Origin of the sequence: Aerococcus sp. HMSC062A02, assembly GCF_001809535.1 — a bacterium.
In the GTDB taxonomy this organism is placed as follows: domain Bacteria; phylum Bacillota; class Bacilli; order Lactobacillales; family Aerococcaceae; genus Aerococcus.
Genome location: NZ_KV797907.1, coordinates 119,871 through 138,658, shown reverse-complemented (window position 1 = coordinate 138,658; position 18,788 = coordinate 119,871). Strand labels below are relative to the sequence as shown.

Here is an 18,788-nt window from a genome sequence, read left to right as displayed (position 1 = left end):
CTCCTTCTTAAAGGCTAAGAGGTCTTGAGACAGTTAGTCTTAAGCGGTAAAAAACAATTAATAGAATAGCTAAAGCTTTCTATTCTGCTAACCATTCTTCCACTTTATCAGGATTGGCGTCGATCCATTCAATGGCCGCTTGTTGCGGATCCTTACCGTTAGAGATTTCTAACATGACGCTTTCCATATCATCCAAGCTCCAATTGAATTGGTCGAGAATTTGATAAGCCCGTGGATGGTCTTCCTTGAAACCTTGGCGGACCATGGTATTAATAGTTTCTTCACCACCATAGACGCCCTTAGGATCTTCTAGATATTTCAAGTCATAGGCTTGGAATTTCCAGTGTGGGGACCAACCCGTTACGACAATTTCTTCTTCGTTAGAGATGGCTTGACCTAAAGCAGTGGTCATAGCACCGGAAGAAGAGGTCTCAACGGTCCAATCAGATAGGTTAGGGTATTGAGCCACAGCATCTTCTGTCGCCGCAACTACCCCAGCACCAGGTTCAATCCCAGTGATCACAGAACCTGCTTGGTTTGAAAGATCTTCAATGCTATTCACATCCATATATTCAGGAACAACCATACCGATTTTAGCCCCTTCGAGGTTAGGGCCTAAGTCTTCCATTTGGTCGCCATACTGTTCAAATTGTGGGCCATGGGTTTGGGGAAGCCATGCTCCGACCATCCCGTCAGCCTCACCTGTCGCCACAGCACTCCACATGATGGCATTATCAAGAGGTGTAATTGTGACATCATAGCCTTCCCGGCGGAGGACTTCAGCAACCACATTAGTTGAAGCCACTTCCGTATCCCACTCAACATAAGAGAGGGTAATGGATTCGCCATTTGAACTTCCGCCTCCAGAGAAGATTGAAGACCGGAAGGCGCCTGGACTGCCCAAGCTAAGTACCAGACCTAGGACAGCCACGATGCCAAGTATAATTTTCTTCATAATCGTATCTGCCTCCTATTCTTATTTACGCTTATCTTCAGTTGCAAAGAGGGTCAAGCGGTCGATAATGATCGCCAGGATAACAATCCCGAGACCGGCCACGAAGCCTGTCCCAACTTGGGCTCTCTGTAAGGAAGATAGGACGATCCGGCCGAGACCAGGTGCCCCGATCATGGAACCCGTTACCACCATAGAGAGGGCTAGCATTACGGTTTGGTTAACCCCTGCCATAATGGTTGATTTAGCAATCGGTAACTCCACTTGGAAAAGTTTTTGTGAAGGGGTCGAACCGAAAGCTTCAGCTGCCTCATCCAAGTCTTCAGGCACTTGACGGATCCCTAAGTTGGTCATCCGAACAGTTGGTGGGAGGGCGAAGATGACTGAGGCGAAGACGCCTGGCACCGTCCCAATCCCAAAGAAAGCAACAGCTGGGATGAGGTAAACGAAGGCTGGCATGGTCTGCATGAAGTCAAGAATAGGTTTGAGGACCTTTTGCACGGGATCATACTTAGAAGCAAGAATCCCCAGAGGTACCCCAATCACCACTGAGACCAGACTGGACACAAGGACCAAGGTGACCGTGTTCATTAGGTCAGACCAGAGCCCTTGGTTGAGGATGTAACCTAAACCAATCAAAACAAAGCTTGGCAGCGACCAGCTCTTATGGGAGATAAAGTAAGCTAGAACAGCTAGGGCAATGATGAAGATAGCTGGTGGAATCATCATCAAGAGGCCGGTTAAGCCGTCCATCACAGTGGAACCAAGGGATTGGAGGACATCGAAGAGACCACTAAAGGTATTAGTAATCCACTCAGTCGCTCCTTCCACCCAATCGGCCACTGGGAGTTGGTCTAAGGGAAATAAGGCAAGTTTATTCATCTACTGGACCTCCTTCATAGTCACTTGATGAGAGAATATCGATAATCATCCGGCGGTTAATAATCCCTAACCAACGGCCATTCTCATCGACAACCGATACCGGTAGCGACGCCCCTTGCAAGGCATCGAAGGTTTCATTAATGGTGGCATCCGGCGCAATGACAGGCACGTCAGTATGCAGGATATCTTCTAGGTTCAGGTCTTTGCCTGCTTGGTTTTGCTTACGGATATAGGCTAAGGCTTCCCCATCGTGGATGTAACCACGCAAGCGTTGGGAATCATCCCGAACCATAATTTGTGAAATCTCTTCCTCTTGCATCCGTCTGAGGGCCACACGCAAGCCTTCGCGGTCCATATTAATCACAAATTCAGGACGTTTCATGGCATTCTCAGCAGTAATAACCTTGGAACGGTCCACGCTTTCAACGAAGCGTTCCACATAGTCATTGGCTGGGTTCGTTAAGATCTCTTCACCGGTGCCGACTTGAACGACTTCACCATTCCGCATTAAGGCGATCCGGTCCCCGATACGGAGGGCTTCATCCAAGTCGTGGGTGATGAAGATAATGGTCTTATTCACCCGTTCTTGGAGGTCAACGAGTTCATCTTGCATGTCACGACGAATGAGCGGGTCCAAGGCTGAGAAGGCCTCATCCATCAAGAGAATTTCAGGATCATTAGCCAGGGCCCGGGCTAAACCAACCCGCTGTTGCATCCCACCAGATAATTGGTCAGGATACTGGTCCTTATATTCCGCTAAGCCAGCATTGGCTAAAGCTTTTTCAGCAACCTTGCGGCGTTCTTCCTTGTCGACCCCTTGGACGGCCAAGCCGTATTCGGTATTTTCTTGGAGGGTCATATGAGGGAAGAGAGCGAAGTTCTGGAAGACCATGCTGACCTTCTTACGGCGTACTTCGCGCAATTCTTCTGCTGAAATTTTTGTCAAATCGTCCCCATCGATTTCAACGGAACCTGAAGTTGGTTCGATCAAACGGTTGATCATCCGTAAGAGAGTAGACTTCCCTGAACCAGAAAGTCCCATGATAACGAAGGTTTCCCCCTCATGGATATCCATGGAAGCATTGTCGACCCCAACCGTTGCACCGGTTGCTTTAACAATTTCTTCCTTAGTTTTTCCTTCATTAAGCATCTTTTTCGCCCGGTCGATTTGGCCGCGCGTTCCATAAATTTTTGTGAGATTGCGAATTTTTACTGAACTCATTCGTTCTCCTCCCTGTTTTTGATTTTTCTAGTAACAGTCATAATTCCACCCTAACAAAATAAGACCCCCATTTCAAAGATGAAGGTCTTATTATTGGCTTTTCATGGATTTTAAAAATCAATTACGTTTAAATTTTCTTAACTTTTACCAGGCCTTATCCCTAAGTCAAAGTAGATGTAACTGTTTCCATAATTTCCTTTCTGAAAAATACAAAATTTGTACTTGCTTTAAATTTCGCCTTGACGGAGTTGGTCCGCTACTTTCTTGATTTCTGCCCGCTCCTCCTCTGAAAATTCTGGATATTGGGGATCCAATTGGGCTAAGATTTCGATCAGGGCCTGGGTGGCTATTTGGCGCGAGAGCCAGGGATTGTCAGCGGGCAGCACATACCAAGGGGCCGTTTCCGTTGCCGTATGGTTGAGCATGCCTTCAAAGACTTCCTGGTAGTGATCCCACTGCTTGCGGTCTTCAATATCGGAAAGTGAAAATTCATAATTCTTCTTAGGATTCTCAATTCGCTCCAACAAGCGATCGCGTTGGGTATCCTTGGACATATTAAAGAAGAGTTTTAGAACAGGAAAGCCGTTAGCTGTCAGATAATCTTCAAAGCCCTTGATCTGTTCATAGCGCTTGTTGATCAGCTCAGGGTCAGCCTTAATTTCTTCCGGTTGCTCCTCGGAATCTAAGGATTGGTGGATCTGAGGGGCAATAATATCTTCATAATAGGACCGGTTGAGAATGGCAATCTCCCCCCGCGCAGGTAGGCCCTCATGCATCCGCCAGAGATAGTCGTGGGCTTTCTCGTTATCGGATGGCTTCTGGAAGGAAGTCACCTTGAGGGCCTGGGGCTGTAGCGTTGAGAAGATATAGCGAATAATCTCATCCTTGCCTGCTGCATCCAGGGCTTGGAGGACAATCAGAACGCCGCGCGTCCCTTCGGCTGTCAACCGGTTGTGCCAGTCCACAAGGTCAGGCACCAGGTCCTCATAAAGACTGTCCTTAAGCTTCTCATCATCTTCTTTTGATAAAACATGGCAAGGATAATCGGCCAAATGAATCTCTTGCCCCGTTAATTTATAGTCGTCAAGTGTCATCAGTATCCTCCTTATTAAATCATTCAAGCTTCAACTTACTAAAGCCAGCCCATCAAGCTAAAGCATAGGCTCCCGATACCTAGCCAAATGAGGTGGTAAATAACCCCCATCACGGCTCCGTTGCGCCACCACTCGCCCTGGGTCACATAGCCAGTTGCAAAGATGATCGAAGCCGGACCACTGGCATAGTGGGTGGTCGAGGCACAAATATTCGTTACATAGGCTAGCATCAAGGCAGCATAAAGGGGAGGCGCTCCGGCAGCCAGGGCCACGGCTAAGAAAGCCGGATACATGGCGGTCACATGGGCAATCAAGCTGGCAAAGAAGTAGTGGCTGTAAAAGTACAAGAGACAGAGGGCTACAAAGACCCACTGCCAGGAATAGCCAGCAAGGGCTCCTGCCACACGCTCACTGAACCAAGGAATAAAGCCTTGACTATTCAACTGCTCGGCCATCATCATCAGGACAGCAAACCAGGACAAGGTATTCCAGGCTCCCGTCTCCCCTAAGATGTCCTGCCAGGATAGAACCCCTGCGAGGAGTAAGAAGGCCACAGCTAATACAGCCGTTGAAGTTGCATCCAAGAAGTGCCAGGATCCCGTTACCCAGAGCACTAAAGCTAGGACAAAAATCGTTCCTGTCCACTTCTCATCCCTGGATAGGGGCCCCTGGGCTTCCAATTCCTCCTGGGCCATTTGAGCAGCCTGGGGAGTAGCCCGAAGTTCCGGTGGTGATAAGAGTAAAAAAGCCAAGGGAACAATTAGAAGCGAAATAGCGCCGGGAACCAGAGCTCCCAAGAACCAATTCATCCAAGTAATTTCAATCCCGAAGTCAGCCGCAATGGCCTGGGCCAGTGGCTTAGTCGCGCCAGCCGTCAGGAAGAAGATGGCTACTATCGAATCACCGTGGTAGAGGCAATTCATCAGATAGGCTCCAATCCGCTTGCGAGAAGCCTCATGGGGGTAAGAGTCATAAGACCGGGCCAATGCCTGGGCTATCGGTGCCATGACACCGCCTGCTCGCGCTGTAGAGGACGGTGTGGCTGAACCGAGCACCAAGTCTACAGCTAAGAGGGCATAGGTCAAGCCCAGGGTTGTTTTCCCAAAAACTTGAATAAAGCGGTAAGCCATCCGCTGGCCCAGCCCTGACTTAATGATGGCCTTAGAGATAAAGAAAGCCATGACCACCAACCAGACACTCTTAGATGAAAAACCGGAAAAAGCCTCTGCACTCGGCACCGTATCTGTCACAAGAGTCGCTGCCAAGCCAATCATAGCCACAGCCCCCATGGGGAGGGGCTTGAGGATGATCCCCAAGATAGTCCCCACAAAGATAGCTAGCATATGCAGGGCTTCTGGCCTTAAATCACCAGGCCGCCAGGGAAAGAAGTAAATCCCTGCGCTGACTCCCAGGACGATGGCCCAGCTCTGCCAGGCCTGCAAGCTCCTTTTGTTGGAAGAGGTCATTGTCTCCACCTCCTAGAGGTCTCTGGCAGGTCCATCGCCAGGAAGTTCAAAGACATACTTGTGTCCTTGGCTCAGGCTATGATAGAAACCTTGGCCCTCATAGACCTGGAAGACTTGGATATCATCGCGGTCGGTTTGATCAGGATAAACCTGGTCAACGAAAGGATTATTGGATAAGACTTCTGCCAATTTATCTCGTCCTATTTCTCGAGCCTTGCCTTCAATCCGGATACTTTGAACCAGGTAATCATCGGTCTGGAAGGCCGCGATAGCTAGGTTGGGATTGGCCGATAACTGCTCGTAAAACTTAGTCTTGGGACTAGTCATGAAGAATATCCCTTTGTCATTAGCTAAGCCAATATGGATGGGCCGTGCGTGCGGTTTCCCCTCAGCATCGACGGTAGCAAAGATCCCAACACCCATATCCTCCTCGAGTATTCTTAGAATTTCAGTTGCATCCATTATTTACCACTCCTTTAAGCGTTTTCTTTATTATAACAAAAGCTTTGCCAATCCCCTAATCTTTCCGGCCAAAACTATTTGTTTCACTTTCGAAATAAATTCCTCTATAATGATAGTGAATATTTAGCGAAAGGAGCATACAGATGACCAAGCAAGCAGGCCTCGAATTTGGCCTCTATAGTCTAGGTGACCACCTGCCTCATCCAATTAGCGGAAAGAAGCTAAGCGCAGCTGAACGGCTAGAAGAAATGATTCAACTCGCCAAATTAGCTGAAGATGCAGGCTTCGATGCCTTCCAGGTCGGAGAATCCCACCAAGATTATTTCGTCTCCCAATCCAATTTCATTATCCTATCAGCCATTGCTAGGGAAACAAATTCCATCAAGATTGGCTCAGCCGTCACTACCCTCTCGGTCCTCGATCCTGTCCGGGTCTACGAAGATGCAGCGACCATTGACCTCATCTCTAAGGGGCGGATGGAAATTGTCGCTGGCCGCGCTTCTCGCGTGGGCTCCTTCGATCTTTTTGGCTTTGACTACAAGGACTATGACGCCCTCTTCGAAGAGAAAATCCGCCTGCTCTGGGAACTAAGGCATAAGGATCGGATCACTTGGTCTGGCGACTTCCGACCTGAACTTAGGGACCAGGCCATCCTGCCCGAAGCTTTTGCAGCGGACAGCCTACCCATCTACCGGGCCATCGGGAATTCAGATGCTTCAGCCTATGAAGCCGGCAAGTTAGGCATGCCGATCTACCAAGCCCATCTGGCTGGAGCAGCCCAGACCTATGCGCGGCGGATTCAGGTCTTCCGTGATGCCGCCGAGGAATACGGTCATGACCCAAGCAAACTCCCTGTGCAAACAGGCGGCTTTCTCTTCCTGCGCGAAAGCACAGACCAGGCCTACCGCGACTTCTGGCCCCACTTGGACGCTGGTTTCAGGAAAACCAACGGCCAGCCCTTCTCCAAGCGGGCCTTTGCCCAGGGCCAGTCGGTTAAGAGCATCACGACGGTCGGAGAGCCCCAGCTTATTATCGATAAATTACTCATGCAATACGAGCTCTTTGGCCAGCAACGTTTCAATGGTGAGATTGATTTTGGCGGCCAAAGTATGGACAGTATCAGACAGACTCTGGACCTCTTCGCTGAGAAGGTCCTACCCGTTGTGAAAAAATACACGCAAAAAGGAGCATAAAAATGACAAACAATCCACATATTATCCCACAAATTGACCGCAGCCAGGGCCTTGAATTTGGCCTCTACAGCCTAGGTGACTATATGCCCAACCCCCATACAGGAGACTGGGTCAGTCCCGAAAACCGGCTCCAACAATTCATTGAAATGGCCCAGTTAGCTGAAGATGCCGGGGTAGACATCTTCCACCTAGGCGAATCCCACCAAGAATACTTCATCTCCCAGGCCCATATGATCATCCTCTCTGCCATCGCCCAAGCAACGGACACGATTGGCATTGCTTCCGCTGCGACCATTATTTCCACCTCCGACCCCGTCCGCGTCTATGAGAATGCGGCGACCATTGACTTACTGTCCGGTGGTCGGATGGAAATTGTCGCAGGCCGGGCCTCACGCATCGGGCTCTTTGAACTCTTGGGCTATGACTTCAAAGATTATGAAGCCCTCTACGAAGAAAAATTAGACCTCCTCCTCCAGATTAACGAAGAAGAAGAGGTCACCTGGTCCGGACAATTCCGCCCTAGCCTGGATAAAGCCCGGGTCCTCCCCCGGTCTAAAGAAGGCCTCCCCATCTGGCGGGCAGTTGGTGGCCCCGCAGACTCCGCTATCAAAGCCGGCCTTAAAGGGGTCCCTATGTACATTACGACCCTTGGTGGATCTTCCGAATACTTCAAACATTCCATTGATATTTACCGGTCCGTCCTCCATGAAAAAGACTTTGATGCAGAGGCTATGCCTGTGACCACTTCTGGCCTCATGTACATCCACGAAGACCAGAACACCGCCTTCAAAAACTACTACAAACACTTGGACGAAGGCATGCGCAAGGCTAATGGCACTGGCTTTGACAAGCGGCTCTTTGCCCAGGCTAAGGACTACCGAGACTCCCTCAATGTGGGCGACCCTGAGCTTATTATTGATAAAATCCTCTACCAGCATGAGCTCTTCAACAACCAACGCTATACCGCTCAAATCGACTTTGGCGGCATTCCCATGGATGATATCCGCCGCATGATCGACCTCCTAGGTGAGAAAGTCATCCCTACCGTCAAGAAATATACCCGCCAATAGAAAGGATAAAGCATGAATATACTCGTACTCTCCGGCTCCAATGTGGGCCGCAAAACAGAAATTGCCACTAAAGCCCTCTACCAAGAACTCCAAGACCATTACGGCGACCACAAGCTAAACTATCTCAACCTCAAGGAACTGGACATGGTCTTCGCGGATGGGCGTAATTTCCTAGACTACAAGGGGGATACTAAAACTGTCGCCCGGTCTGTCATGGACGCCGATGTGCTCTTCATCGGCACTCCCATCTTCCAAGCCTCCATCCCTGCCAGCCTGAAGAATGTCTTTGACCTCCTCCCCCAAAAAGGCTTGGAACATAAAACAGTGGGCATCATCGCCTCTTCTGGCTCTAACCGCCACTACCTCATTCCAGAGCTCCAATTGAAGCCCATCCTCAATTATATGAAGGCTAATGTGACTCCCCGCTATGTTTATCTCAACGATCGCGACTTCGGTATCGACGAGATCCACAATGATGACGTCCTCTTCCGCATCAAGGACCTGGTGGATGAAACCATGGTCCTAGCCGAGACCTACCAAGAAATTCTGCGCAAGGAAGATGAGAAATTCGGTTTTTAAAATCATGAGCGAATCATTTTATAAAGCCAGCAAGTGCTCTATAATATAAGTGAGGAGGAATTAAAGCTATGACCATTTATGATTATTCTGTCGAGCGTCCAGATGGGACTACCTTAGACCTAGCAGAGCTCAAAGGCAAGGTCCTCTTAATCGTCAACACAGCCACCCGTTGTGGTTTCACTGGTCAGTATAAAGACCTTCAAGCGCTCTATGACAACTATCACGACCAGGGCTTAGAGATCATCGATATCCCCTGCAATCAATTTAAAGACCAGGCGCCCGGATCTGACCAGGATATCCAAGAATTCTGCCAGTTAAACTACCAAACCGAATTCCCTCAAATGAAGAAGGCTAAAGTCAATGGTCCCGACCAATTAGACCTCTATCGCTATCTTAAGAGCCAGCAAGCTTTCCATGGTTTCGGTAAGTCAGCTAAGGGCTTGGCCCTCGCCGCTATGCTCAAAGTTCAGGATAAGAACTACCAGCAGAATCCAGATATCAAGTGGAATTTCACCAAATTCCTGGTTGACCGCAATGGCCAAGTCGTCGCCCGCTACGAGCCCAGCCATTCCCTCAAAAAACTCGGCCAACATATCCAAAGCCTCTTGTAGGTTCTCAATGATATTTTAAAGCCCTGAAACACCTAAAGGGATCTAATCTCAGATCTCTTTAGGCGTTCAGGGCTCATGTTTTGTTCGAATTTTTCCATAATTCGGTCAGTCAAACAGCAAAGCAATCACTGTCGATTTGTAAGGACAATTGAAACAATAAATAAGCAAAACTGATCATTTGTGGAAATTTTCTAAATAAATTTGGTAAAACTCTCTCATTCGTTAATTTTTTGTGTTATCATAGGTACCATCATAAATAGAAAGATTGTTATAATGAATATAAAAACAAAAGACATTATTATTATTGGTTTCGCCCTCTTTGCCATCTTCTTTGGCGCTGGAAATTTGATTTTCCCGCCATATCTAGGCGTTCTGGGCGGCGAGAATTGGTTAAATGCTGCCTTTGGTTTTCTGATGTCAGACCCTCTCTTCCCCATCCTGGGGGTCCTCGTGACTATAGCCCTGGGGGGACGGGCGGATGATTTAGGACGGCGAGTCCATCCTAAATTTGGAATTATCCTTGCTGGGATCTCAGTAGTTCTGATTGGCCCCCTCTTCTCCGTACCGCGGACCGGGGCCACAACGCATGAGGTCTTCGTCCAATCGCTTTGGCCCGACGCCCCAATTTGGATCACTTCTTTGATCTTCTTTTCCTTGACGGCCTATTTAGCCCTCAATCCAAGTAAGGTGATCAACAATATTGGGAAGTACCTGACACCAGCTATTATTATCATTCTAACGGTTCTCGTCATCTCAGCGATTATTAATCCTGTGGGCGCCCCCCAAGCCAGTCAAATCGACCATACCTTCGCTTATGGCTTTAGGGAGGGTTACCAGACCATGGATGCTCTAGCCGCTTCGATTCTTGCCAGCGTGGTCATGTCTGAACTGAAGCAGCGGGGCTATACAGATAAGAAGACTCAAATGAAGGCCGGTGTCCTAGTTGGGATCGTCGCCTTTGCCCTCTTAGCGGTCGTCTACTTGTCGCTCACTTACGCAGGCTCAACGGTCTCTAGCCTCTTTACCATAGCGGATGACCGGACCGTCGTTTTCACCGGGACTGTAGCGCAAATTCTCGGCCCCTATGGCAATCTCATCATGGGGGTCTGCGTGACTCTGGCCTGCTTAACTACGGCCGTGGGGATCACCTCCGCCTGTGCCAGCTTCTTCGTGGGCCAATCCAAGGGACGCTGGACCTACCAGGCAGTGACACTGACCTGTGTGGCTATTGAATTCGTGATTTCTTTAGTAGGAACAACACGAATTATTGACTTTGCCAGCTTTGTATTGACCCTGATCTATCCGATCGTGATGGTCCTGATCATCTTCTCACTCTTCGACCGTCACATTAAGTACAATGCCACTTATACTGGAGCGGTCATCGGTGCAGGCTTGATTGGTTTAGTCCAAGCCCTAGCCATCTTAGGCCGTTACTTCGAGACCTTGAAGCTAGAGCCGATCTTAAACTTTATCAGCCAGCTTCCCCTTAGCCAATACGGTTTGGAATGGTTCCTGCCTTCCCTACTCTGTGCACTCGCCTGCACTCTCTACGCCTATTGGCAAGGTCGCCAAAGCCCAGCTTAAAACAAAAATGCCAAGTCGATTAAATGACTTGGCATTTTTTATGCTTCTGTAACTATAAAGCTCAAATGATAGATATAAGTACTTCCTTCACTTATTTTAGGTCTGTAGCTTCAGCTATTTTAACTTGTAATAGTAGGAGCTTTGACCCTTTACTTTGGCCTTTTTGACAGGCTTGCAGGAGCCGGCGCAACCTTCTCGCTTAAAGGCGCAGGCGGCACAGGGACCTTGGCCGTGAAATTCTTGATAGACGGTGCGTCCAGCATAGAATATGATCGGAATAAGGATCAGCAAGACTAAAATATCTCCCATATTAAACCCTCCTTAAATGAGCCAAGGCAGGCTTGGCTTGGTATGGACGCTTGAAGAAGACCATGTACACCATACCTGCTAAAGTCAGGCAAGCCATGGCTGTCCAAACGTCAAAGTGACCGGTTGTCCACCAAGTCCCGAACTGGTAGATCATCAGCGAAACACCGTAGGCTAGGAGGCACTGGTAAATCACCGCAAAAAGAGTCATTTTATCGTCCATCATCTCCCGACGTAGGGCCCCCACAGCTGCCATACAAGGCACGCAGAGCAAGTTGAAGGTCATCAGTGAATAACCAGCAATCGGTGTAAAGGCCTGGGACAGTTGGGGCCAGAACTCTGCCCCATCTTCAGCAGCTTCCGCATAGCCAAAGAGAATGCCGAAAGTCCCTACCAAGTTTTCTTTGGCTAAAAGACCAGTTACTGAAGCCACAGCAGCCCGCCAATCACCCCAGCCTAAGGGCGCAAAGAGAGGTGCTAAGACACGGCCCAAACTCGCCAGGATAGAGTCTCCTGTTTCCACCAAGTTCAGCTGCCAGTCGAAAGTCTGCAGGGCCCAAATCATCACAGTTGACAAGAGGACGATAGTGCCGGCTTTTTTGACAAAGGCTTTGGTCCGTTCAAAAACTGTCCGCAAGACCCCGCTTAAGCTCGGCAGGTGGTAGCTTGGCAGTTCAATAACAAAGGGTGCCGGATCCCCCGCAAACCAGCGGGTCTTTTTGAGCATAATCCCTGAGAGAACGATGGCGCCAATCCCCATAAAATAAGTCGATAGGGCCACCCAGTCGGCATGGGGGAAGAAGGCCCCCGTAATCAAAGCAATAATCGGTAACTTAGCTCCACAAGGGATAAAGGTCGTCGTCATAATGGTCAAGCGGCGGTCATTGTCATTTTCAATGGTACGCGCCGCCATGATGCCCGGAACCCCGCAACCGGTCGAAACTAAGATGGGAATGAAAGACTTCCCAGATAAGCCGAACTTACGGAAGATCCGGTCGAGGACAAAGGCAATCCGGGCCATATACCCGCAGTCTTCCAAGAAGGCTAGGCAGATAAAGAGCACCATCATCTGCGGTAAGAAGCCTAGGACAGCCCCCACACCAGCCACAATCCCGTCCATAATCAAGGCTTGTAGCCAGTCCGACACGCCTAGACTCGCCAAGAGCCCGCCCAGGTGTTCAGGGACAAATTCGCCGAAGACCTGGTCATTGACCCAGTCTGTCCCTTGCTTACCGATCGTTGAAACGGCCAGATAATAAACCAAATACATCACACCCGCAAAAATGGGCAAGGCCAGGAAGCGGTTGGTGACGATGGCATCCACTCGGTCAGTCAAGCTCAACTCCTCTTGGCTTTCTTCTTGGACACAGTCGGCAATCATCTGGCTAATCCATTCATAGCGGCTCGTTGCCATAATCCCTTCTGAATCGTCATCATAGGCGTTCTCCAGCTGGTCGATAAGCGCTTCGATTGACTTGGCTTGGTCATCGGATAGGTCAAGTCCTTCGACCACTTCTGTATCGCGTTCAAAAGTCTTGATCGCATACCAGCGCAGGCGGTCAGCCGGCACCTGTCCGTCTATAATCTCAGCAATCTCACCAATCACCTTCTCGACCCGGTGGGGATATTTTTTAGGGGGCTGGTAAGGAAGCTTTTCTTCAGCGCGGACAATTGCTGCTTCCGTCAATTTAGCGACCCCGGTCCATTTAAGGGCCGAGATAGGGGCTACCGAACAGCCCAATGCCTCACTGAGACGCTGACTATCAATTTGGATGCCACGTTTCTCCGCAATATCCATCATGTTGAGGGCCACGACAACCGGAATCCCTACTTCTGTCAATTGGGTGGTGAGGTAGAGGTTGCGTTCAAGACTGGAAGCATCCACAATATTTAAGATCAGGTCAGGGTCTTCCTCCAAGATATAATTTCTAGAAATCAACTCTTCCGAAGTATAGGGAGACAGGGAGTAAATCCCCGGCAAGTCCTCTAACCAGACCGAGCTATCGGCCTTGAGCGCTCCGCCTTTCTTCTCGACCGTTACTCCCGGCCAGTTGCCCACTCTCTGATTCGATCCTGTCAATGCATTAAAAAGGGTTGTCTTGCCGGTATTCGGATTACCGGCCAATGCCAATTTAACCGTCATCATTCACTCCTTATTCCACTTCAACACATGCGGCATCTTTCTTCCGCAAACTCAACTCATAGCCCCGAACGGTCAATTCCATAGGGTCGCCAAGGGGTGCCAACTTCCGCAGGGTCACTTGGGCCCCCTTGGTCAGTCCCATATCCCGGAGGCGTCGCCTTAAGATCCCTTCAGAATGGACGCCCTTCACCCGAACACTTTCTCCCAATGTTACTTGGTCTAAGGTTTTCATCTCTTACTTTCTCTCCTTTTAGCGAAGCAGGATATGCATGGCCATAGAGCGATTCAAGGCCAGGCGAGTCCCTTTCAAGTCCACAATCAAATCCCCCGCTAGTTCGTTTCGTACCGTAATTTCAGCTCCGGGTACGAAGCCCAGGTCCGTTAAACGTTTCACAATTTGCTTGGAACCGACTAGACGAGCGATCGTTCCTGTCTCTCCTTTTGTTAACATGGCTAAATACATATGCGCCTCTCATTGATTCTAATTCTCAGTTACATGTTCATCACTTAACTATTTTATGCCTGATACCCTATTCATGTCTACCATAATTTTCTTTTTTAGAGAAATATTTGACAGGATAAAAGTTTGATTTGTCAGTATTTTGTAAGGAAATAGAATAAAAGAATAACAATTTGAAAATTGAATCACAAGTAAAAAGGACTAAGACAAATTGCTCAGTCCTTTTTAATCTATTTTGAGTAATTAAGAATACTTAAGCCAGGTCATGGCTGGAGATGCGACGGCTAGTGGTTAAAGACCTGAAGAGAAAGTAGCAGGGCTTCCCCTTGTAATCTGCTAAGGAAGCGACTTGTTGGCCACATTCCGGACAGTTCAAGGCTTTAGCTAGAGGCTTGAGGGGGAAGTTAGCCGAGTGGATGCGGTGGACCTGGAGTTTGATCAGATTACCCCGCCCTACCTTATAGTAAATCGCTAAATCGGCCTTGCAGACCTGGCAGGAAACCAACAAAAGGTGGCTGTTCTTGACTTTCTTCCGGTAGGGATTCTGATAGTTCATCAGGTCTGATCCTCCTCGTCTTGGATAAAGACTAAAAGCCCTTCTTTAGAAGCTGACGGGGCATAAGTAAAGCCCTCCGCTTGAAAAGTCTTAAGTGCTTCGATACTTTCTGCCTGGTCGTGGACCAAGGCATTAGCCATCTTGCCCCGTAATTTCTTGGCGGTAGCAGACGGAGCCTTCTTCAATTTGCCCTGGCGATATTGGCAGAATTCGACCTCAAGCCAGTCATAACGATCAACTTGGAGCATGCTGGCATATTCTTGACTCGCGAGATTAACCACCACTTCGCCTGGTTGGAAGGCCTGGTCGAAACTCCCCTTCCAATATTGGCGCAAGGACTGACCATCGATCCGCAAGGGCATGGTAAAGTCCAAACGATAGGCCTTGATCGGAGTAAAAGCGCTAATAGGACCATACAAAGCGGAAAGAACCACGACATGGTCTGCGAGATAATCCTCCTGGCTGGCGGTCAAATTCTCCAAGTCAAATTGCCGGAAAGCTAGTCCATGATAGAGCTGGATGGCTGGATAAGTCGTCTTCTGGTCAAAAGCTGCTATCATCTCCTGAACCGGACCAACTTGCTTGTCCGACAGTTTAAGAGCTTTTTGGAGCTCGCCCCCTTCCAGGCTTTTCACCTGGTCAACGATTTGTTGACTCTTAGCGGACAGATCCCACTCCTCGGTTAGAGGGTGAGAAAGATCCTGCTCTTTGGCTGGGGATAAGATAATCTTCATAGCAAACGCCTCCTTCAATCAAGATCTATTATGCCTGATGGCGTCCTCCCTGTCCACCCGACCATCTCTTCCAATACAATATTGTTTGCAGCGATCGTTGAAGCAAGCTTTGGCTGATAATCAGCCCAGGCTATAAAGCCCAGTTTAAAGGACTTTTTGCTTAAAAACAAACTTTCCTCTAGCAGCAGAAAAAATAACGATATTTGCATGATTGTTTTTATTTGCATGTTTATTTTGAGCTGTGCTAGGATACAGACAACCCTTTAATTTAACCTTAAAGCCCACAAAAGAAAGGACGTCTTAGATGACTAACAAAAGCCTGAAGAACGCCCAAGCCTGGGAACACATTAAAGAACACGGCCACGAAATGGATGAAGCAGAATTCAAATCCTTCTTCCCTCTCTTTGAGCCGGGTCCTGGCCCCGCCCTCGTTGATAAGTATGGTAAAAATGATGACCTCACCAAAAATGCTGGCACTGGCGACGAAGCCATTGGCCAACGCATTATTGTCAAGGGTCGCGTCCTCGATGAGAATGGAAAGCCTGTTCCTAAAGCCTTTATCGAAATTTGGCAAGCCAATGCAGCGGGCCGCTATATCCATAAGTTAGACTCTTGGGATGCCCCCCTCGATCCGAACTTTATCGGGAGCGGTTGGACCTACACAGATGAAGAGGGCAACTACGAATTTACCACCATCAAACCTGGTAACTATGCCTGGAAACCCGATATCAACCAATGGCGACCTGCCCATATCCACTTCTCAGTGATGGGACCTGCCCTCGCCGACCGTTTAGTGACCCAACTATACTTCGAAGGGGACCCTCTCCTAGACTATGACGAAGGGATCTACCTCGATCTCGATGAAGACGAGCGCAAGCGCGTTGTGGCAACTTATAATCACGACTTCACCGAACCAGACTGGGCCCTAGGCTACCAATTCGACATGGTACTCCGCGGCTCAAGTGCTTCCCCAACCATGCCTAACCGCCACCAACTCAGTGACGAAGAACGCCAAGATCTCAAAGATAAAGGAGTGGACTTAATCGATGACTAAGGTAGACCAAGAACACCTCGACCCCATCCGAACGCCCCAACAAACAGTGGGGCCCTATGCCAGTCTAGGACTGGTGGCTGATGAAGCCAATGACCATATCACTAATGACCTCGTCGAAGACGGTGGTCAAGGCCAAGAAATTATCGTCCAGGGAAATCTCTTCGGCTCAGACGGTAAGCCTCTATTTAACGTCCTTGTTGAAATTTGGCAGGCTAATTCCGAAGGGGTCTTCAACCACCCCGCCTTTAAGGACCGGGAAGGCTATGATCCGAGCTTTGTAGGCTTTGGGCGAACCATTACCGATGAAAGTGGAGCATACAGCTTCAGAACCTTCAAACCTGGGGCTATCCTAGAAAAAGACTATCCCGAATTCTCCCAATCTCCTCATATTTTCGCCTTTGTCCACGCCAGTGGGGTTTCCTACCCTCTCTATACCCGGATCTACTTCGAAGACGAAAGCCAAGATGACCACTTCATCCAACAAGTCTCCGAAGAAGAAGCTAAGACTTTGATTGCTAAGAAAGTAGAAGGCACAGACCTCCCAACTTACCAATTTGATATCGTCCTCGATGGCGATGCTGAAGATATGGTCCTTGAATCCAAGCTCGATGGTGAAGAGGTCGACGAGCTCCCAGATGGATCAGGAAAAGCCAAGACCTACTTCTTCCATTTTAAATAAGCCATTAATATTAAAAAGCCAGGCAGTGAAAGCCTGGCTTTTTTGAGTGATAGACTTGATTATTCTTCGTTTAATGAAGCTTCATCAAAGACAACTTTAGAGTCTTTGTTGTCGATTGGACGAGTTCCCATCCAGCCGATCATTTCTTTCATAGATTCAGTAATTGCGTCAGTCCCAGCACGTAGGAGTTTACGTGGGTCATAGCCCTTGTTCGCTTTGTCGATATCTTTGTCAGCTAAGATGTATTCACGAGTTGCTTTTTGGAAAGCTAATTGGAATTCAGTGTTGATGTTGATCTTAGCAATACCCAGTGAGATTGCTTTTTGAATTTGGTCTTGAGGAATACCTGAACCACCGTGCAATACCAATGGATTATCCACTGCATCAGCGATTTCTTTCAAGCGTTCGAAGTTTAAACCTTCCCAGCCTTCTGGGTAAACCCCGTGGATGTTACCAATACCACAAGCTAATTTGTCAACGCCTGCTTCAGCAAACATCACAACTTCATCAACAGAAGCTAATTCACCGACACCTTGGTTTTCACCAATTTTACCGATTTCAGCTTCTACAGAAATCCCGCGTTCATGAGCTAAACGAACGATTTCTTTGGTGTTTTTCAAGTTTTCTTCAAGGGGAAGATCATGGCCATCATACATAACTGAGGAATAGCCTAAGTCGATACATTCCTTAGCAGCTGCGAAGTCACCATGGTCTAAGTTTAAGATGACTGGAATGTCAGCTTCCATAGCATCCATTTCATTCAGGACTAAGTCACGAACCACTTTGTAGCCACCCATATATTTAGCAGCACCAGTAGACACTTGAATTAATAATGGTGTACGAGTTTCTTTCGCCCCACGAATTAATGCACGTGTCCATTCCAAGTTGTTTGTGTTGTATGCACCCACTGCATATTGGTTGTCGCGAGCGTGTTGTAAAATCTCGTTACCATTCACTAAAAAAGCCATCAAAAATACCTCCTAAAATTTTTACCGAGTTCATTATACCCTACTAATTAAATTTTTCACAGCCCTTTTTACAAATTAAATCGCTTTCATAATCAAAAACAATCAAATACGGTCAAAAGTTAGCAAGAAATTCAATAAAAACGATTAAAAAAAGTCATTTCAGAACAAAAATAACTTTTTTGTGGATTTTATAAGCTTATTTTAGCGACCAATTTCTCTAAACACTATCACTTTCCTTCAAATTTTCCATCTTCGCAGCCAAGTCCTCCTCCAATTCAACAATCGACTGACGAAGCTTCTGGAGGGCCTTGAGCTGGTCTTTGATTTCGTATTGGACCTTGGCGTCAATGAAGATATTATCTAGCCAGACATCCACGATATTATCTCCCCAAGTATCACTAATTTCATCTGGGAGGGATAGACCGAGGTCAGCCAGTTCATGGTCTAATTTATCTAGGCCGCGTTTGACATCTTCAAGCTCTTGGTTAGACCTTTTCATATGATCGCGTTTCATCATAGACGAGAAGAATCCCCCGCCTAATAAGTCCATCACGCCCCAACCAGAGGCATCTTGCAGGGATTTAATGGCTTTGTCCAAACCCGCCAAAAGCTCCTGGGCAGCCTGACGCGCTTCCTTCACTTCTTCTAGTGTCTGCATCCTTGATCATCTCCTCTGCTAGATACAAAATCTTTCTTATTTATATTTAATATAGCACGAAAAAATAAGCGGGCAAAGTAAGAATACTTTTGCCCGCTTAAAGTCTTTTTATTCA

The 18,788-nt window shown here is 48.1% G+C and carries 19 protein-coding genes and 1 pseudogene; 7 read left to right on the top strand and 13 right to left on the bottom strand.

All coding sequences use genetic code 11. From position 1 onward, the window contains the following. Positions 1-79: 79 nt before the first annotated feature. The 5 genes and pseudogenes from HMPREF2626_RS10245 to HMPREF2626_RS00705 form a co-directional block, all read right to left on the bottom strand. Positions 80-1,834, bottom strand: a pseudogene (locus HMPREF2626_RS10245) (ABC transporter permease/substrate binding protein). Further along, on the bottom strand, positions 1,827-3,056 hold the full coding sequence (locus HMPREF2626_RS00720; RefSeq protein ID WP_070616623.1) for a quaternary amine ABC transporter ATP-binding protein: 1,230 nt from the start codon (positions 3,054-3,056) through the stop codon (positions 1,827-1,829). The pseudogene HMPREF2626_RS10245 and the gene HMPREF2626_RS00720 overlap by 8 nt, the downstream one beginning before the upstream one ends. Before the next feature lie 227 nt (positions 3,057-3,283). Next, a complete protein-coding gene (locus HMPREF2626_RS00715) occupies positions 3,284-4,150 on the bottom strand; it encodes a PPK2 family polyphosphate kinase (protein WP_070616622.1) in 867 nt (288 codons plus the stop codon). A gap of 38 nt (positions 4,151-4,188) precedes the next feature. Further along, entirely contained in the window at positions 4,189-5,616 is a 1,428-nt protein-coding gene (locus HMPREF2626_RS00710; protein WP_070616620.1) for a DASS family sodium-coupled anion symporter, read from the bottom strand. A 12-nt stretch (positions 5,617-5,628) separates the two neighbouring features. Next, entirely contained in the window at positions 5,629-6,078 is a 450-nt protein-coding gene (locus HMPREF2626_RS00705; RefSeq protein WP_070616618.1) for a pyridoxamine 5'-phosphate oxidase family protein, read from the bottom strand. 143 nt (positions 6,079-6,221) lie between these two features. Here HMPREF2626_RS00705 and HMPREF2626_RS00700 point away from each other — a divergent pair, with 143 nt between their 5' ends. The 5 genes from HMPREF2626_RS00700 to brnQ all read left to right on the top strand — a co-directional run bounded on the left by HMPREF2626_RS00700 (position 6,222) and on the right by brnQ (position 11,115). Then, positions 6,222-7,271 (top strand): LLM class flavin-dependent oxidoreductase, encoded by a 1,050-nt coding sequence (locus HMPREF2626_RS00700; protein ID WP_070616616.1) that lies wholly within the window; start codon positions 6,222-6,224, stop codon positions 7,269-7,271. A gap of 2 nt (positions 7,272-7,273) precedes the next feature. Next, a complete protein-coding gene (locus HMPREF2626_RS00695; RefSeq protein WP_070616614.1) occupies positions 7,274-8,341 on the top strand; it encodes an LLM class flavin-dependent oxidoreductase in 1,068 nt (355 codons plus the stop codon). Between the two features lie 12 nt (positions 8,342-8,353). Next, positions 8,354-8,920 (top strand): NADPH-dependent FMN reductase, encoded by a 567-nt coding sequence (locus tag HMPREF2626_RS00690; RefSeq protein WP_070616612.1) that lies wholly within the window; start codon positions 8,354-8,356, stop codon positions 8,918-8,920. A gap of 68 nt (positions 8,921-8,988) precedes the next feature. After that, a complete protein-coding gene (locus tag HMPREF2626_RS00685) occupies positions 8,989-9,531 on the top strand; it encodes a glutathione peroxidase (protein WP_070616610.1) in 543 nt (180 codons plus the stop codon). Between the two features lie 273 nt (positions 9,532-9,804). Continuing rightward, complete coding sequence (gene brnQ, locus HMPREF2626_RS00680) at positions 9,805-11,115, top strand: branched-chain amino acid transport system II carrier protein (protein WP_070616608.1); 1,311 nt, start codon at positions 9,805-9,807, stop codon at positions 11,113-11,115. 114 nt (positions 11,116-11,229) lie between these two features. Here the strand turns inward: brnQ and HMPREF2626_RS00675 are convergent, their stop codons facing one another. From HMPREF2626_RS00675 to HMPREF2626_RS00650, 6 genes are all read right to left on the bottom strand, one after another. After that, entirely contained in the window at positions 11,230-11,424 is a 195-nt protein-coding gene (locus tag HMPREF2626_RS00675) for a hypothetical protein (protein ID WP_070616606.1), read from the bottom strand. A 1-nt stretch (position 11,425) separates the two neighbouring features. Continuing rightward, entirely contained in the window at positions 11,426-13,564 is a 2,139-nt protein-coding gene (gene feoB / locus HMPREF2626_RS00670; RefSeq protein WP_070616604.1) for a ferrous iron transport protein B, read from the bottom strand. A gap of 10 nt (positions 13,565-13,574) precedes the next feature. After that, positions 13,575-13,796, bottom strand: coding sequence for a FeoA family protein (locus tag HMPREF2626_RS00665; RefSeq protein WP_070616601.1), 222 nt, complete (start codon positions 13,794-13,796; stop codon positions 13,575-13,577). Positions 13,797-13,814: 18 nt separating this feature from the next. Further along, positions 13,815-14,027 (bottom strand): FeoA family protein, encoded by a 213-nt coding sequence (locus tag HMPREF2626_RS00660; RefSeq protein ID WP_067974918.1) that lies wholly within the window; start codon positions 14,025-14,027, stop codon positions 13,815-13,817. A 250-nt stretch (positions 14,028-14,277) separates the two neighbouring features. Then, positions 14,278-14,580 carry a hypothetical protein gene (locus HMPREF2626_RS00655; protein ID WP_070616599.1) on the bottom strand — a complete coding sequence of 101 codons (303 nt, stop codon included), beginning with the start codon at positions 14,578-14,580 and terminating at the stop codon, positions 14,278-14,280. After that, complete coding sequence (locus HMPREF2626_RS00650) at positions 14,580-15,314, bottom strand: YaaA family protein (protein WP_070616597.1); 735 nt, start codon at positions 15,312-15,314, stop codon at positions 14,580-14,582. The genes HMPREF2626_RS00655 and HMPREF2626_RS00650 overlap by 1 nt, the downstream gene beginning before the upstream one ends. Before the next feature lie 304 nt (positions 15,315-15,618). Here HMPREF2626_RS00650 and HMPREF2626_RS00640 point away from each other — a divergent pair, with 304 nt between their 5' ends. Next, positions 15,619-16,368 carry a dioxygenase family protein gene (locus tag HMPREF2626_RS00640; protein WP_070616593.1) on the top strand — a complete coding sequence of 250 codons (750 nt, stop codon included), beginning with the start codon at positions 15,619-15,621 and terminating at the stop codon, positions 16,366-16,368. Continuing rightward, positions 16,361-17,047 (top strand): protocatechuate 3,4-dioxygenase subunit alpha, encoded by a 687-nt coding sequence (gene pcaG, locus HMPREF2626_RS00635; protein ID WP_070616592.1) that lies wholly within the window; start codon positions 16,361-16,363, stop codon positions 17,045-17,047. Before HMPREF2626_RS00640 ends, pcaG begins: the two co-directional genes overlap by 8 nt. 59 nt (positions 17,048-17,106) lie before the next feature. On the opposite strand, the gene HMPREF2626_RS00630 is transcribed toward pcaG, so the two are convergent. Both HMPREF2626_RS00630 and HMPREF2626_RS00625 read right to left on the bottom strand, forming a co-directional pair. Beyond that, positions 17,107-18,015, bottom strand: coding sequence for a class II fructose-bisphosphate aldolase (locus tag HMPREF2626_RS00630; RefSeq protein WP_067974904.1), 909 nt, complete (start codon positions 18,013-18,015; stop codon positions 17,107-17,109). 217 nt (positions 18,016-18,232) lie between these two features. Then, positions 18,233-18,673, bottom strand: coding sequence for a hypothetical protein (locus HMPREF2626_RS00625; protein ID WP_070616590.1), 441 nt, complete (start codon positions 18,671-18,673; stop codon positions 18,233-18,235). Between the last annotated feature and the right edge of the window lie 115 nt (positions 18,674-18,788).

Excerpts from the sequence above, each read along its gene's own strand:
- HMPREF2626_RS00720 (WP_070616623.1), bottom strand. The coding sequence starts at position 3,056 with ATGAGTTCAGTAAAAATTCGCAATCTCACAAAAATTTATGGAACGCGC.
- HMPREF2626_RS00715 (WP_070616622.1), bottom strand. The coding sequence starts at position 4,150 with ATGACACTTGACGACTATAAATTAACGGGGCAAGAGATTCATTTGGCC.
- HMPREF2626_RS00710 (WP_070616620.1), bottom strand. The coding sequence starts at position 5,616 with ATGACCTCTTCCAACAAAAGGAGCTTGCAGGCCTGGCAGAGCTGGGCC.
- HMPREF2626_RS00705 (WP_070616618.1), bottom strand. The coding sequence starts at position 6,078 with ATGGATGCAACTGAAATTCTAAGAATACTCGAGGAGGATATGGGTGTT.
- HMPREF2626_RS00700 (WP_070616616.1), top strand. The coding sequence starts at position 6,222 with ATGACCAAGCAAGCAGGCCTCGAATTTGGCCTCTATAGTCTAGGTGAC.
- HMPREF2626_RS00695 (WP_070616614.1), top strand. The coding sequence starts at position 7,274 with ATGACAAACAATCCACATATTATCCCACAAATTGACCGCAGCCAGGGC.
- HMPREF2626_RS00690 (WP_070616612.1), top strand. The coding sequence starts at position 8,354 with ATGAATATACTCGTACTCTCCGGCTCCAATGTGGGCCGCAAAACAGAA.
- HMPREF2626_RS00685 (WP_070616610.1), top strand. The coding sequence starts at position 8,989 with ATGACCATTTATGATTATTCTGTCGAGCGTCCAGATGGGACTACCTTA.
- brnQ (WP_070616608.1), top strand. The coding sequence starts at position 9,805 with ATGAATATAAAAACAAAAGACATTATTATTATTGGTTTCGCCCTCTTT.
- HMPREF2626_RS00675 (WP_070616606.1), bottom strand. The coding sequence starts at position 11,424 with ATGGGAGATATTTTAGTCTTGCTGATCCTTATTCCGATCATATTCTAT.
- feoB (WP_070616604.1), bottom strand. The coding sequence starts at position 13,564 with ATGACGGTTAAATTGGCATTGGCCGGTAATCCGAATACCGGCAAGACA.
- HMPREF2626_RS00665 (WP_070616601.1), bottom strand. The coding sequence starts at position 13,796 with ATGAAAACCTTAGACCAAGTAACATTGGGAGAAAGTGTTCGGGTGAAG.
- HMPREF2626_RS00660 (WP_067974918.1), bottom strand. The coding sequence starts at position 14,027 with ATGTATTTAGCCATGTTAACAAAAGGAGAGACAGGAACGATCGCTCGT.
- HMPREF2626_RS00655 (WP_070616599.1), bottom strand. The coding sequence starts at position 14,580 with ATGAACTATCAGAATCCCTACCGGAAGAAAGTCAAGAACAGCCACCTT.
- HMPREF2626_RS00650 (WP_070616597.1), bottom strand. The coding sequence starts at position 15,314 with ATGAAGATTATCTTATCCCCAGCCAAAGAGCAGGATCTTTCTCACCCT.
- HMPREF2626_RS00640 (WP_070616593.1), top strand. The coding sequence starts at position 15,619 with ATGACTAACAAAAGCCTGAAGAACGCCCAAGCCTGGGAACACATTAAA.
- pcaG (WP_070616592.1), top strand. The coding sequence starts at position 16,361 with ATGACTAAGGTAGACCAAGAACACCTCGACCCCATCCGAACGCCCCAA.
- HMPREF2626_RS00630 (WP_067974904.1), bottom strand. The coding sequence starts at position 18,015 with ATGGCTTTTTTAGTGAATGGTAACGAGATTTTACAACACGCTCGCGAC.
- HMPREF2626_RS00625 (WP_070616590.1), bottom strand. The coding sequence starts at position 18,673 with ATGCAGACACTAGAAGAAGTGAAGGAAGCGCGTCAGGCTGCCCAGGAG.